20 protein-coding genes are annotated in these 14387 nt (G+C 36.2%); all 20 read right to left on the minus strand.

What is annotated here, in order from left to right:
- Positions 1-10: 10 nt before the first annotated feature.
- The 20 genes from ISU02_RS02290 to ISU02_RS02385 all read right to left on the minus strand — a co-directional run bounded on the left by ISU02_RS02290 (position 11) and on the right by ISU02_RS02385 (position 14378).
- A complete protein-coding gene (locus tag ISU02_RS02290) occupies positions 11-1591 on the minus strand; it encodes a hypothetical protein (protein WP_194700154.1) in 1581 nt (526 codons plus the stop codon).
- Positions 1592-1719: 128 nt separating this feature from the next.
- A complete protein-coding gene (locus ISU02_RS02295; protein ID WP_194700155.1) occupies positions 1720-4374 on the minus strand; it encodes a calcium-translocating P-type ATPase, SERCA-type in 2655 nt (884 codons plus the stop codon).
- Between the two features lie 25 nt (positions 4375-4399).
- Positions 4400-4927, minus strand: coding sequence for an SRPBCC family protein (locus tag ISU02_RS02300; protein ID WP_194700156.1), 528 nt, complete (start codon positions 4925-4927; stop codon positions 4400-4402).
- Positions 4928-5046: 119 nt separating this feature from the next.
- On the minus strand, positions 5047-5244 hold the full coding sequence (locus ISU02_RS24430; protein ID WP_194700312.1) for a DUF1697 domain-containing protein: 198 nt from the start codon (positions 5242-5244) through the stop codon (positions 5047-5049).
- A complete protein-coding gene (locus ISU02_RS02310; protein ID WP_194700157.1) occupies positions 5244-5945 on the minus strand; it encodes a hypothetical protein in 702 nt (233 codons plus the stop codon). Before ISU02_RS02310 ends, ISU02_RS24430 begins: the two co-directional genes overlap by 1 nt.
- 47 nt (positions 5946-5992) lie before the next feature.
- Complete coding sequence (locus tag ISU02_RS02315; RefSeq protein WP_194700158.1) at positions 5993-6535, minus strand: hypothetical protein; 543 nt, start codon at positions 6533-6535, stop codon at positions 5993-5995.
- A 15-nt stretch (positions 6536-6550) separates the two neighbouring features.
- On the minus strand, positions 6551-7429 hold the full coding sequence (locus tag ISU02_RS02320) for a hypothetical protein (protein ID WP_194700159.1): 879 nt from the start codon (positions 7427-7429) through the stop codon (positions 6551-6553).
- A 135-nt stretch (positions 7430-7564) separates the two neighbouring features.
- Positions 7565-8491: a hypothetical protein gene (locus tag ISU02_RS02325; RefSeq protein WP_194700160.1), complete on the minus strand. Its 927-nt coding sequence runs from the start codon at positions 8489-8491 to the stop codon at positions 7565-7567.
- Between the two features lie 52 nt (positions 8492-8543).
- Complete coding sequence (locus tag ISU02_RS02330) at positions 8544-8969, minus strand: hypothetical protein (protein ID WP_194700161.1); 426 nt, start codon at positions 8967-8969, stop codon at positions 8544-8546.
- 75 nt (positions 8970-9044) lie between these two features.
- Entirely contained in the window at positions 9045-9743 is a 699-nt protein-coding gene (locus tag ISU02_RS02335; RefSeq protein WP_194700162.1) for a hypothetical protein, read from the minus strand.
- A 41-nt stretch (positions 9744-9784) separates the two neighbouring features.
- The gene (locus tag ISU02_RS02340) at positions 9785-10306 is read right to left on the minus strand and encodes a GNAT family N-acetyltransferase (RefSeq protein WP_194700163.1); all 522 of its coding nucleotides are present in this window, start codon (positions 10304-10306) and stop codon (positions 9785-9787) included.
- 64 nt (positions 10307-10370) lie between these two features.
- On the minus strand, positions 10371-10835 hold the full coding sequence (locus ISU02_RS02345; protein ID WP_194700164.1) for a GNAT family N-acetyltransferase: 465 nt from the start codon (positions 10833-10835) through the stop codon (positions 10371-10373).
- Positions 10836-11023: 188 nt separating this feature from the next.
- Complete coding sequence (locus tag ISU02_RS02350) at positions 11024-11446, minus strand: GNAT family N-acetyltransferase (protein ID WP_194700165.1); 423 nt, start codon at positions 11444-11446, stop codon at positions 11024-11026.
- 26 nt (positions 11447-11472) lie between these two features.
- On the minus strand, positions 11473-11640 hold the full coding sequence (locus ISU02_RS02355; RefSeq protein WP_194700166.1) for a hypothetical protein: 168 nt from the start codon (positions 11638-11640) through the stop codon (positions 11473-11475).
- Positions 11641-11711: 71 nt separating this feature from the next.
- On the minus strand, positions 11712-12254 hold the full coding sequence (locus ISU02_RS02360) for a transcription elongation factor GreAB (protein ID WP_194700167.1): 543 nt from the start codon (positions 12252-12254) through the stop codon (positions 11712-11714).
- Positions 12255-12382: 128 nt separating this feature from the next.
- The gene (locus tag ISU02_RS02365; protein WP_194700168.1) at positions 12383-12934 is read right to left on the minus strand and encodes a GNAT family N-acetyltransferase; all 552 of its coding nucleotides are present in this window, start codon (positions 12932-12934) and stop codon (positions 12383-12385) included.
- Positions 12935-12966: 32 nt separating this feature from the next.
- Positions 12967-13131, minus strand: a complete 165-nt coding sequence (locus ISU02_RS02370) for a hypothetical protein (protein ID WP_194700169.1) — start codon at positions 13129-13131, stop codon at positions 12967-12969.
- The gene (locus tag ISU02_RS02375) at positions 13118-13279 is read right to left on the minus strand and encodes an NUDIX hydrolase (protein ID WP_194700170.1); all 162 of its coding nucleotides are present in this window, start codon (positions 13277-13279) and stop codon (positions 13118-13120) included. The genes ISU02_RS02370 and ISU02_RS02375 overlap by 14 nt, the downstream gene beginning before the upstream one ends.
- A gap of 153 nt (positions 13280-13432) precedes the next feature.
- Positions 13433-13594: a hypothetical protein gene (locus ISU02_RS02380; RefSeq protein WP_194700171.1), complete on the minus strand. Its 162-nt coding sequence runs from the start codon at positions 13592-13594 to the stop codon at positions 13433-13435.
- Positions 13572-14378 carry a sugar phosphate isomerase/epimerase family protein gene (locus ISU02_RS02385; protein ID WP_194700172.1) on the minus strand — a complete coding sequence of 269 codons (807 nt, stop codon included), beginning with the start codon at positions 14376-14378 and terminating at the stop codon, positions 13572-13574. Before ISU02_RS02385 ends, ISU02_RS02380 begins: the two co-directional genes overlap by 23 nt.
- Between the last annotated feature and the right edge of the window lie 9 nt (positions 14379-14387).

Here is a 14387-nt window from a genome sequence, read left to right on the forward strand (position 1 = left end):
CAGTATTAATTTACTTGATACTGTGATTGATATACTCTATGGCGTCTACTTTACCCGTGCCATCAATTTTAAGATGTGAAATGGTCACTTGGTCTCCTGATTGGCTGAGCGAGACCATTGGAAATTCTTCAGAATTCACGACGTAAAGCATATCATCATTTTCAAGCTTAATGATATAATACCCTTCTGTGAGCGTTCCTATTCTTGAAATTGTGCCTTTTTCCTTTTTTAAATCGAGCGTTTGATCGGATAAGGCATTTGTACCGCCCTCTCTTAACAGTGCTCTGTTGTACTCTGTTTGGGCTTCTCTCAATGTCTTACCCCAAGCAACAGCCTTATAGTTTTGAACAGAAGCAAAGGCATAACCCACCACATTGCCACTGTTTCCCTTTAGTGTTGAGAAATAAGTGGCTTCACCATTGATGTTGAGCAAGTAGGGATAGCTTGCCTTATAGCCAGCATTTTGAACCAGTTCCTCCATGAGGCCAACGGCTTTTTGTTCAATGGACCCAGATATGCGATTGTAGTAGGCTTCTCCAGTTCTTGGATTGTAAATCACAAATCCTGTTGTAGCACTATCTTTACCCACACTTGTGAGGCCAGTATAGAAGTAGATCTCACCGTCTTTAAAGACGTAGCCCTTACCATCCGTATCCGTGAGTTTTCCTTCGTCAGAAGGATTCCACCAACCATTGACATATCGCCCATACCAATCGAGCTGAGCGTTGAAGGTTTCCATTGAATAGACACGGTCTACCCATTTTGGCTGTTCATTGACAGGATAAAACGTTGATGCTTTTGTCACTGGATCGACAATTATCGTACCAGTGACTTTCATTGTGGAAATCCACGTGTCATGTGTGTAAGCTGTGACGACCCAGTAACCTTTACCTTCATCGTCCACTTCAAAGGAAAAGTCCGTCAAACCATATTGGGCATATTTGAAGTAAAGAGATCTCTTTAGATCATCACTGAAATAGCCTGTAGGTGAAACTGCAAATTGGTAGGATACAAATTCAGCTTCATTAAAATTAGTCGCACTCACTTTTAAAAATCCAGGAATTTCGCCTCGATTTGAAATCCATTTGAAAAAGCCTCTGTACTCAAGTGGAAATACCCAATAGGGTTTATCGTTGACAACGCTTAATGTGCCCTCACCTATTTGAAATAAACTGCCCATGGAGGGATCTTTCTCCGTGATCAATTTCTCTGAGGCACGTCTGGCATCTTCTTCGTCGAGAATTACTAAATTTTGCATATCCACATTGGGCACCGATTCGTCAAAGGAACTGATTTCCTTTATATTCAGTTCTTTAAGCTTAGTTTTCCAAGTAAAGAACGATGAGGAGCCGATGAAGGCAATAAGAATATACGCAAGCATAATGATAAACAAGCCACTTGCTATTTTTTGCTTTATACCGATATCTTCAGGTTGCTTAACACCAACAAAAGTGGTTATTAAAAAAATAAAGAGGACACCCAAGAGTATCAGTGGTAATTGTATAAACTTAAATGATAATACCGGCATAAAAAAATATATGGATACCACCAATAGTAAGAGACCTAATAATATAGGCATTATTTTTTTCATTTTGAACCTCCAATCAATGTATAAAATCATTATAATCTTTTAATCGCATTAATTTCTTAAAAAAGTAGTAAGAAACCATTAAAATAGCTTTGAGATTTTTATGATCTCAAAGCCAGTTTACGAGACGTTTACTTCATGCGCTTTATGATAAATTTTGAAAATTCTCCAAAGAGTGTTGGGATGAAGCTCAGTCCTATGATCATAAGCAAGTATTGAATATGGATTGATGTGGTTTTGAATATGGTTTGTAAAAAGGGTATATAGACCACCATAAATAAAAGGACCACTGCCACAAGGACGGATAAATTGAGATACTTATTTCCAAAGGGATTAAACTGCCATAAATATTGATCTTCTCGCCTTGCGGAATACGCCCTGAGCATTTCGCCGAATATGAGTGTCATAAAGGCAAATGTTCTGGCAAGGCTTAAAGGATCAACTGCCCCAGAGTGCAGTGCAATGAATCCGCCAATTTTAAAAGCCAATAAAACGGCAAAAGTGAGCCCTATGCTTTGAAATACAATGGCAATCCCCATTTTGGTATCCACAATAGGTTCTTTCTTATCACGTGGGGGCTTATTCATAATCCCCTTTTCACCTCTTTCAACACCCAAGGCAAAGGCGGGAAAAGAGTCTGTAATGAGGTTTACCCATAACAGTTGAATTGGCACAAGCGGCACGCCCCAATTGAGTAGCATGGCAATGAAAATAATTAAAATTTCCCCCACATTACAGGAGAGCAAAAAGCCTACAAATTTACGAATATTACTGTAGATGATACGGCCTTCTTCCACAGCGCTGACGATACTTGCAAAATTGTCATCGGTCAAGATCATGTCAGCTGCTTCTTTGCTCACGTCTGTTCCCGTAATCCCCATGGCAATGCCAATATCCGCATTTTTAAGCGCTGGAGCATCGTTTACCCCGTCGCCTGTCATGGCAACGATATGACCTGCATTTTGTATCGCATTGACGATTTTCACCTTGTGTTCAGGTGAAACACGTGCGTAGACATTGACGTCTTTCACCAGCGCTAGGAGTGCCGCATCATCAAGTGAATCAATTTCAGCACCTTCTATGGCGCTGTGGTTTTGATCTAGGATGCCTAGTTTATTGCCAATAGCACTTGCAGTGGTAATGTGATCTCCGGTGATCATGACGACGTTGATCCCTGCCCTTTTACAAGTGGCAATGGCCTCAATGGCTTCACTTCTAGGTGGATCGATCATGCCGGTAAGACCTAAAAAGATCATATCTTGCTCTTCTTGTTCTATAGAATAACTCGGAGACAAGGGTTTATAGGCATAGGCAATCACTCTAAGAGCTTGTTTGGCATAATGCGTATTTTGATCTAAATACTCTGTTTTGAGAGCAGGTGTAAACGATTTTTTTTTCCCCTCTATTAAAATATCGGAGCATCTTTTAATTAATTCATCTGGTGCACCTTTTGTAAGCATCATAAGCTGGTCATCAATTTGATGCACTGTGGTCATGAGCTTTCTCACAGAATCAAAAGGATACTCTGAGATTCGAGGCATATTTTTTCTAAGTGATATATGTCCAAAGTGAGCTTTTTCGGCAAGAACCACCAGAGCACCTTCTGTTGGATCTCCAATACAGTCTGCATCTTTTATAAGTGCATCATTGCAAAGTGTTGCTGTCAACAAGAGCATTCTGAGGTTTTCAGTATTCCCCTCTATTGTGCCCTCAAAAGTGTAACCTGTTCCACTGACTTTGTATTCATTTTGGTTTGCGTAAATGCTTTGAACCGTCATTTTGTTTTGTGTCAAGGTGCCTGTTTTATCGGAACAAATGGTCGTAGTACTCCCCAGTGTTTCCACAGCACTTAGACGCTTCATAATGGCATTTTTCTTGACCATTCTCTGCATCCCCAAAGCTAATACTGTGGTGACCACTGCAGGTAAACCTTCAGGAATAGCGGCAACAGCAAGTGAAACGGCCGTCATAAAGATATCGAGTAAATTTTCATTTCTCAATATGCCAAGCCCCATGATGACTATGCTGACGACAATACAAATAATCCCGAGGAGTTTGCCAAAGTCAGAAAGCTTCTGTTGTAGCGGGGTTAAATCATCAGACGCTTCATTGAGCATTGTGGCAATGTGCCCAATTTCAGTTTGCATGCCTGTATTCACAACGATTGCTTTACCTCTACCATAAGTTACAATCGTACCGGAATAAGCACAGTTGACGCGATCACCTATAGGAGATTTTTCAGGAATGGATGCATGAGCATTCTTTTCGACAGGTACGGACTCACCAGTTAGAGCGGATTCATCTATTTTAAGATTAATACTTTCAATTAGACGTAAGTCTGCAGGGACATAATCCCCAGATTCCAGTAACACAATATCTCCTGGCACTAAGAGACTTGAATCAATCTCTTGAGTCGATTGATCTCTGATCACTTTAGCTTTAGGGGATGCCATTGATTTTAAAGCATCTAGGGCATTACTGGCTTTGTTTTCTTGATAAGTGCCCAATATGGCGTTTAAAATGACGATGCCAATGATGACGCCGCCATCTATGGTTTCCCCAAGTGCAATGGATATAAAAGAGGCGATGATTAAAATAATAACTGTAAAATCTTTAAATTGATCCAAGAGCATATTTAAAAGTGTTCTTTGAGCAGTTGCCTCTAATCTATTTTCACCAAATTGATCTAGATTGAACTTTGCTTGATGAGATGTGAGGCCCTTTTCAATATCTGTTTTAAACTTTTCGATGACTGCATTTATGTTTGCACTGTGTATGTTATTCATTTAAATTCCTTTCATTTTGAAGAGCTCACTTAATGGCAATTACTTTTCCATCTTGATCTTTGATGAAAAAGGAAGAAGGATCTACTGTGTCAGCATGAATTGTTTCCATACGTTTCATCACAGTGCTCCATGCTTTTTCAAAATAATGGAGTGCTTCATCCCATGCTTCACCTGCTGGCCATCCCAAATGCGTCAGCGAGACAGCCGTATGACCGTTATTGACTTCTTTAAATTTGACAACCACCCATGTTTTATAGGCGTGATTTCTGACCACTGTATTGTAAGGTGGTGCATTCCATGTGAATGAAAGCATCTCTTTAGGAAGATAGGATAAAATTTGACACGATTCTGATCCTTGATTCCCCAAGGGTTCATCTTCATTAAAATAAATTTCAAACGCGCCAAAGGGTTCAAGTTCAATTTTGTTATTGGCCCCAAATAATTTTTTCAATCCTTCATGAGTCGTCCACAGCCACCACAAGTGGTCAATGCTTTGATTGATAACGCTTACTTTATGAATTTTCCGATCTGTAATAACAAGATTATGTTTCATAGGGACACCTCCAACGCGATTTGATAGACCTTCAACAACGTATTCCAGTTTCTAATGGTGATAGTACGATTTTGACGATGAATTAAAAGGATCTCGTACCATCACGTCCTCAATTTCTTTTAGAAAACTAAAATACTGGGATTAATCTTGAATAGTTCTGCGATGATTCTTTGAATCCTAGATTTGGCATCTGATTTGCCAAGGTGTGTAGATAATATAATATTACCCGAATTTAAGTAAGTTCTAACATTTATGAATACATCTTGGTCATATGGAAAAAGTCTTGGATAAGAACTAAATATATGATTTAAGCGAATTAATCATGTTGAGCTTCACAACTGATGATCTGTGCATCTTTGTAGATCAGGACAACGTGTTTATTATCATCGTTTGCCCCGGTGCTGTAGGTTGTTGTTATTTTAAGGGGTTCACCTCTTAAGCCCGTATTGTAGTGAAGAGATATGATTTCACCATGAAGCGTATTATGAATGAATTCATCGGAAACTCTTTCTTGTGGTGAGACCCAAATTTCGGGAAAATATCGGATTGCTGACAAAATAAGTATTACGCCTAAAATTAAGGGGATGAATAAATATAATGGTTTATTTTTGCTGCCTAGCCCAAAAAAGCTGCCATAAAGGATCATGACATAGGGGAATATCATCAACAAAATGCCATTGGATCTTATGAGAATATGACGTTCAAGTAGCAATAATAGCGGTATGCATAACGTGAAAATGCCTATAAGAACTATATTAAATCTAGGACTTGAATAATCACTATAACTCATCCCCAGTGTTACAATTAAAATAAAAAGTGTGCTCGTTACAATGATAAAGCCCAGCAATGTATCCGTCACAAAATAGGACATGGTTACACTGAACAGACCTACTTGAGTGATGATTTTTTTATCCAACAAGGTTTTAAGTGGATCACTTTTAACCTCTTCTCTCATCTTGAAAAAACGATAATAATAAGCAATGGCGCAGAATACTATAAAAATGATGAAAAGTTTCATATGAGCTCCTAGATGAAGTATTTATTATTTTAAAGGTTTAATTGAGATCAATATAACATGGATTTAATGAGTTTCCACTGAATGCTTTGATCACTAGAGATCTCATATTGATAAATGGCACTCCCCATAATATGACCATCCTCGAACCTAGCAAAGACCCATTGATCATTTAAAAGATATACTTGAGTGAACATCATGGTCCCGCCTAGAACGCCATCGTATGGAATCAGTTCGAAATGATTCATCAGATCAGTTGTGATAGCTCTAGGTTCTGTAATACCTTCCTTTTCAATGAGGGAAAGCTCAAAATCAGCAATAACAGGCAATTGCATAACCAATTTATGATAGGATTCATGTAGTGTGTCATATTCTTCTTTGCGTTTGTCTATGAGTGTTTTCAGGTTAACAACGGTTGTGTTAAGTTTGTCTATTTCACTGGTGTACTGATTTTTTTGCATGAGCAAATCTTCATTTAACGAAGCATTGAGTGCACGTGCCTCCTTGAGAGCCGCATTGCTGCTTAAATATAGAATAAAAAACAGTACTGCAAAAGCGATTAATAGGGTTTGAGTAACTTCTAATTTTTTCATGTGATTCACCTCACCTTATAAACCAGAACGAGTCTTATATTCATTGCCTAAAGAATCCGTTAGTATAAGCTCAATTCGAACCTTTTGAGGATCAAAGTCTTGAATGTTCTCAAATGTATAGCTTGTGTTCACAAACCAAAAGTCTTGACCTTGATTTGCCATTTGCAGTTGAGGCTCTTTTTGAGTGCCCTCTTGAGTCACTTGCATCACGTCATACGTTTTTTGAATTTGATCTTCATAATATATATGGCATAATGCGGTATTGAGCTTTACGTCATATTGGGATTTGAAATTGACGATCTGTGCATCAAATTCAACCTTGTTACCTTTTATTTTGTGCAGATGAATAGCCCTTGCAAACATATGCTCTAATGTGGAGTGTATTTCTAAATTAGGAAGTGGTTCATAGAAGGCCACGCCATCACTTTCAAACATGAGTTGTACTTCATAATCATTCGCATAAGGTAATGCAATTTCAGATTCGATTTGATTGTAGTGATGTATTAGAGGCATTTTGAGCCATTCAGTTGAATGCTCATTTTGATCCTGATCAGACAAATTTGAAGATCGATATAGAAGTGTTATTTCTTGATCAGTCGCCGTTTGACTTAATTCTGCTGTAAATTTGACGTTTGCAAGACTCATTTGATCTAGCTCAATAAAATTTATGCTGTAACTCGTATCTTTAATGCGTTGATTCTTTTTTTCAAATCTATCCATTTGAGTGGATAGTGTATCCAGTTTATAGTAGAGCTCATTTACCGTTTGATAGGTATCCCTTGAATGTCGTTTAACTTCCCCTAATTGAAAAGCCATATATATAAAGATTGTGATTAAGGCGATTAAGGCGATTAATCCCATTTGTATAAACTTATTATAATTTTTATCTGTCATTTATGGGCCTGCTTTCTTTAATAGAGCCCTCTCAACCTACTTAGAGTGCTCTAATTTGAAGGTGTCTATATTGATTGTAACAAACTTACAGTGTAAAAGAAAATTAAAAATATATTAGAAAAGTGATGCCTAGAATCAATAATTTGAGTGCCTATAGATGTTTATGTCATCTTCAAGATTTGAGCCACAGAGCACAGTATTGAGCAGTTGCTTGCGCATTGTCTTTTGTAGAGCATATGAAACGATAATCAGCATTATAATTGATAATAGGACATATGAATTCGGTATAAATTCAATTTTGCCACTGGCGATAGAGTTCAAAATGGCATGACTAGAAGGATCAGCATCTCTCCAGCGTTTCAGCAGTATTAGGGCGCCGAGATTGAGTGCAGAAGAGACGCCAAATTGTATCGTTTTCCAATGTTTAACTTGTGAAAAGTACTTGCTCAGCACACTGGGCAAAATATTGATGAGACAGAGCACAAATAAAGAAGATGGCATTGAAATTCTAAAGTAGTTTGCATTAAAATTAAAGCCATTTAACGCAAAATTGAAACCTACTAAAAAAATCAGAAAACAAGCGATCATATTTAGAATGGATATGAATTTTGTCCTCTTGCTGTATTTTATAATAAGTTGATCTATTAAGCTCTTGTAGTTGTGATCTTCATAATTATCATAGATTCTGTCCTTAAAGTATCTTGGCGATTGATGTTCCAAGTGCATCAATGCTTTGCCGTTTTTATACAGAAGCCTTAACATATCGGTTGAAATCTGGCTGTTTAGATCTGCTGGCAGTTCTCGTGCGTCCAGTTCAGTACTCAGCAGGTCATAAAAACTTCTATCCGCTTGATTGAGATGACTTATATAATGATCCTCTCTGCGTTTAAAGAAATGCAGTAATAAAAAGAGGCCCAATATCACAATGACAATCCCCAACAGGATATTGAGTTTAGTGATATCATATGTAGGTATGCTGAATTTTGAGTATTCGATGGTTTTAAAAAGTAAAATGGCTAGAATTTCTATAAGTATGAGTATTATAAATTTTCTTTTGCTCATGGGCTATTAGGTCTCCTTTTTATTGACAATGATGATTTTTCAAGAGATTAGGTTATCTTTTGGTTTGGGCATTCGAATGCCACGTTAAAAATACAAGGCTTAAGGCAAAAAAAGCGACATCTAAAATAAGCGCTGTTTTAAGTACCAATCCTAGGATCATATAGATAATAACGACTCCAAGTATTCTCACTACCTTTTTAAAAAATGCATCCCCTATATGCTTGCGTTGGACAGGTTCCATAAACTTAGCATCGTTATAAGAATAAGTTGTAATCCAATAAATACGTTCTTTAATTTTAATAATATAAGCTAAAAATACAATTACAAAGTCACTGTGAATAAAAGCGATTTTAAGGGCAATTTCTTGAGTAAAGCGATGACTTAAAAATCCTCCGCCAAGCACAATCAATATGATCATGTAAAGCAATAAAAGGATTAAGCTCTTATAAGTTTCTTTTTCATAATCTGAATGGACCATTCTATAAATACCACCTTCCGTTTTTCATATTATAAAAAATGCATTCTTGACAGCAACTTTATCAATTTATCTCAATTAAAATTCTATAAAAGGGAAAATTACACCAGCACACACAAAGACGCCCCCAGTAAGTTTGGAGAGTAATAAATAGGATTCTGAGGGTTCTCCATTTTCTACAGCAAAGCTGAATTTTATTTGCCAAAAAAACTTTGAATACATCATTTCACTGATGCCAATCAACATTAAGAAAACGACAAAAAACCACTTATGTAAGCTTACATTAGAGAGTATGTGATCTATAACTGTATCGATATGTTTAATCAGCTGAACGCCATAAGAATCCCTTTCGGGATGGATGGCATCAAAAGTAATATGGTGAGACCCCTTAACACTTATATTTATGATATCTTCTTTAAGTAAAGGTTGGTTGTCTACATAAAATGTATTGGTTAATGTATCGAGATCTTTTATTCTCTTATATACTTTTGAACCCTCTTGCACACTGATATCACGAAAAAGTGTTGAGTCAGTTGTGTAATCTAGATCAACAGCGATAATATATTCGGGGGCAGGCCCTTTAAAATAATATTTATTGTCTTCCCTACCCGTGAATTTAAAATGCGCCCCCGATATTACAAACGATTTTTCAAGGGTATCGTCAATGAGTACACTTATTGTTCCAATCAAAATCATGAGTAGTAGAAAAACGATAAAAACTCTAAATTTTCCAAAGCGTTCATAAAGATTTTCAAACTTAATTTTTTCACTGTTCATAAAAAAATCCTTCCTATTTTTTAGAATTGACATTGATAACGTTATTCTATGTTTCGTATGGCATATAATATACCATCAACCCATTCACCATTGACCCTCATGACGTTCTCTTCTTCTCCAATTTTTTCGAATCCATTTTTTTCGAGGACTCTTTGTGAAGCTATATTTTCTTTTGACGTGCCTGCAATAACTTCGTCAACTTTATAAAGCTCAAAAGCTGCCTTTAAAATAAGCTTGATGGCTTGACTTGTATAGCCCTTCCCCTGTTCATTAAAATCCACTCTATAGCCCAATTCAGCTTTTATTGAATTTTCTGAGCGAATCATTTGCAGATTAATCCGCCCAATAAAAGCGTCCTTTTCATCACGAATGACATACATGTAAAAGAGGCCATTTTGTTGTTCAGAGAGTAAACTCGCCATAACGGTTTTAAAGGTATCCAATTGTTGATACGTAACCGGTCTGGGGGGTAAAATCGATTCGAAAAATGCCTTGTTTTTCATTTCAAAATGGTGTATTTCTGGATACATATTTTCTGTTACAAGTTCAATTCTTATGCACATAAATAGCCTCTTTTTAAATTTCAAATTAGGTTAAATACAGTTAGTTGTCACATTATAATATGGCTCATTGTAAAGTGAGATAGGTGGTCTCTTTCTCCACTATAAATCCAAGTTTTTTATAGATCTGTTTTGCAACTGTATTCTTAGACCAATAATCTAAGCCAATGCGCTTGATTGATTTTGAATTGGCAAATTTAAGGACTTCATCAAATAAGAGCTTGCTGACACCTTTGCCACGCATGTTCTCATTTACAGAGACGTGTTGAATATAGAGGTAGTGTGACGGATTGCTAAAAGCGTTTCCTATTTTGATGATTTCTTCAAACCATATATAGCCAATGGCTTCATCACCATCAAAACAAACTAAAAAATGTTGATGATCCATGCTCATAACTTCATGAAAATAGTTGTAAATTGCATTAAAGTCAAAGCTTTTAAATTTTTCAGGGTACAACTCGTGATGTAAAGTTTGTACGGGTTCATTTAATTTAGCAATTAGTCTTGCATCATTTACGACTTCTATCTTCATTTTTAGTTCTCCTTCGTTGAATTTTGTTTATTTAGTTAGAGTGCCAAAAGTCAGTTTCTCATATACCCTCTACTCTATGTCGTATTGCGTATTTCCCATAAACGACATCATAGGGTGGATAGTTGCTCAACTCTTGGCTTTTGACACTTTAACCCTATTTACAAATATAGTTTAATACAGGATGCAGATTAATCGAAAAGATAGTCTGAACGACCAGGATATTTTGCCATGGCAGTTTTGTGTTTCTTGAATCCAAGTTTGGTATAAAAATCAACGGCTTCAAATGATGAGGTCAGTCCAATCAAAAGGCCTTCGTTACCTTCCAAAAGTTTTTCTACTATTGTTCGACCAATGTCTTGTTTGCGATAAGCAGGTAGCACCGCCATATCATGAATCCAGCCGTAGCATTCGCCATCTGATATCATCCTTGCACAACCGATTATTTTACCTGAATCCCAAGCGGTTACAAATCGATAACTGTTTTGAAAAGCTCTGCGGATTTTCTCTGTTTCCCTTTTTTGACCAAGACCAATGCACATATTCGTTTCATCATAAAGATCAACAAGGTTTTCCCAATCAAATTCGCTAATTTCTGTTTTGTAAGTTATCATTTTAATACCTCCGTATTAATCTAGTATCAAGATTTTGAATTTTTTGCTCTTTTAATGCCCTTTTCCCATATATCGTTGTTACCGAAGCTAATCCCCATAACAAAACCGGTTACAAATATAAAAACCAAATATATGAGCATAAAAAAACTTAACTGCTTATATTTCCTACCCAATTCATAAATTTTATGATCCATTTTGACCTCCTATTTTTTCCTACTCTAAACATTTTATATTTTCAAAACGTGTTGGACGAAGGATACATACGTTATTGAACATATACTCCATTTTTACATTCTTCAATGGTATTGAAAACGCGACTATATACTTCTTCTATGTTTCTTGAGTTTTCTATGTCATTATAGGGACTATACTTCCAGTACCTTAATGCCTTACCTTCAAATAAAATGCCAGTAATATAATTATTATCTTCCCAGTCAATATCATTATATCCTATTTCTTCAATAATAAATGGCATATAGCTTTTTGTAGATTTAATAAAAAAGAATGGCTTTCTACTATTTTTATATAAATTTAAATATTGGCTATTTGAAGCTTTTGCTAAATTTTCTTCACTAATGAAAACAGCATCGTACTGTTTAATTTCAGTTTCAATATCTTCGTTATCAAAGTCTAAACTTATAAATTCTATCTGATTTTCTTTTATCTTAGGTGTACTTCCAAAGATACCGATCTTCAAATTTACGCCATTATAATTCTCAAATTCTATATCTTTTGAGTATGTATTATACGTAATAGCCATAATCAAAATGATGACCATAGCTATCAGTATGATCCGAGTCTTTCGCATTATCGTATCCTCCTACTCAGTTAATTTTCAATACTATTTGCTGCGCAAAGTTGATGAGTTACTAGAATATATCCTTTTGATCAACCCCCAAAATGCTTGTTTCGTATATTTAACTAGTCTTATATTGCCTATCCACTCGATCTCATACGCCCCATCAAAACGGTGTTATGATAACGGCCATCTGCATGTTTTCGATCCTTAAGTAAGAGACCTTCTCGTTTGAAACCAACACTTTGGTAGAGCTTGATAGCGGATTCATTGGCTTCAACCACAGAGAGCATCACTTTTTCGATGTTCGTTTCATCTGCCCATGTCAACACGGCACTGATCAGATGTCTACCTATACCGTACCCCCAATATTCTTTCAGTATGCAAATACCAAAATCGGCTTGATGGTTAAAACGGTTTAGTGGTTTGCGTTCACACCGTGTAAAGCCGATGAGCTTATCTTCATGCTCTGCAACTAGAAAAAGATGCCCTGATTCTAAACGATCTGTTTCAATAATTTGAATAAAATCTGTTGCTGTTAAGACGCCCTCACCGCACTCACGATCAAGAAATTCTGTCTCACAATCAATTTGACGACGCAGTTTTGCTAAAGCATCTGCATCACTCTTCTTTGCACTTCTAAGTGTCCATGTGATAGATTTTGAACTTATATGTTTTGTTTCAATGATCATAAAAAATGTCTCCTTGTGATATAAGAAACTGATTAAAGTGAGTTATCAATATGCCTCACATCCAAAAGTTGATCTAATTTTGTTTCCAAGTTATTCATGTGCAGCTCAATTCGATTAAACCGTTCAATAATCATAACAAATGCGTAGATGGGTGCAAATACAACTAGTAGAAAAAGAATAACATTAAAAATGACCATAAGCGTATACACCTCTCTTAATCTCCATGCGCCCATCAGGCAGTTCTCGCACATCTTCTTTAACACCATTGTTATACATCATCAAGTATTTACCCTCGTGCAGTATAAAAGCTTTGATACCTATTTTAATTTTCTTATGATTTGTCATTTGTGTGCTCACTTTCTATTTTTTTTTGTGAAATCAAGTGGATTTTAAGCCTATAGCACTATAAATATTATAGCAAATGAAAATCTGCGTATCGTTACACAATGATTAAATTGTTCTTTCAAGCATATTACTTTCCAAGAAGTTTTGAGAAAGTCACTCCAATAAAAGATATTTTTTGACTAAAGTTTGAGCGAGTTTTTTAGAAGCATCCATGATTTTAATTTTTACATCTACTTTTTCAAACAAGACATTCAAATCCGTACACGCTAAAATGACAAAATCAATTTGAGCATCAATCAGTTGGCGCTCTAGCAAATGCCATAGCCCTTAAGCGTTTTATAGATTCTTTTAGAGCTTCAATGGTCTTCGTTTCGAAAACCACAGTGGCCTCTTTTTGTTTTGATAAATTTAAAAAGTACTCTAGATCAATTTCGCCATCAAAGAGCGTCAAGTGATTTGACTTATCAATGGCATCGTGAATATGGAAATGTTGAATACGGTCAATATTAGCCTCAAGAAAGGCTTGATCTGCAAACCCGCTGGAATGATCATGACCTACATCCCAAGTGAGGACAATATTTTCGTCATCAAGTAAAGTCTTGACTGCTTTCGTAATGAAAGGTGAATCATATATGCCCGTGTTTTCAATGCAGAGCTGAATATTTTTACTTTTGAGCTCTGCCCTTATAAAGTTTAAGAAAGCATTAATATGATCCATATAAGTTTCAGTATATTTTTCATATAAATAAAGCCTTTGGGATGGCAAAGTAAAGTGAATGCCCTTACTCATGTGCATGTTGAGCTTTTTTATATCGGCCTTGGTCATCAGTTCAATGGTCTCTTCTATAATTTTTAAATAGGTGTTTCTGATGTCGTCATTAAAGTGTGCAATATCTATATCCTCTGCTAAATGAAAGGTGAAGGCGATATCATATTGATCTTGAAGTGCATTGAGGTATTCAGATGTCAACTGATTGAGCTGAAATTGTGGCAGGTTCATATTGATTTCAACAAAATCGAGTCCAAGGGATTTGCAAAGGATCACATTGTCTTCTAGTGTATCCAGTTCTATCAGTGTGGGCATGCCAAAGTGTTGCATAAAACCTCC

The sequence above is a fragment of the Fusibacter ferrireducens genome (genome assembly GCF_015352425.1).
GTDB lineage: Bacteria > Bacillota > Clostridia > Peptostreptococcales > Acidaminobacteraceae > Fusibacter_A > Fusibacter_A ferrireducens.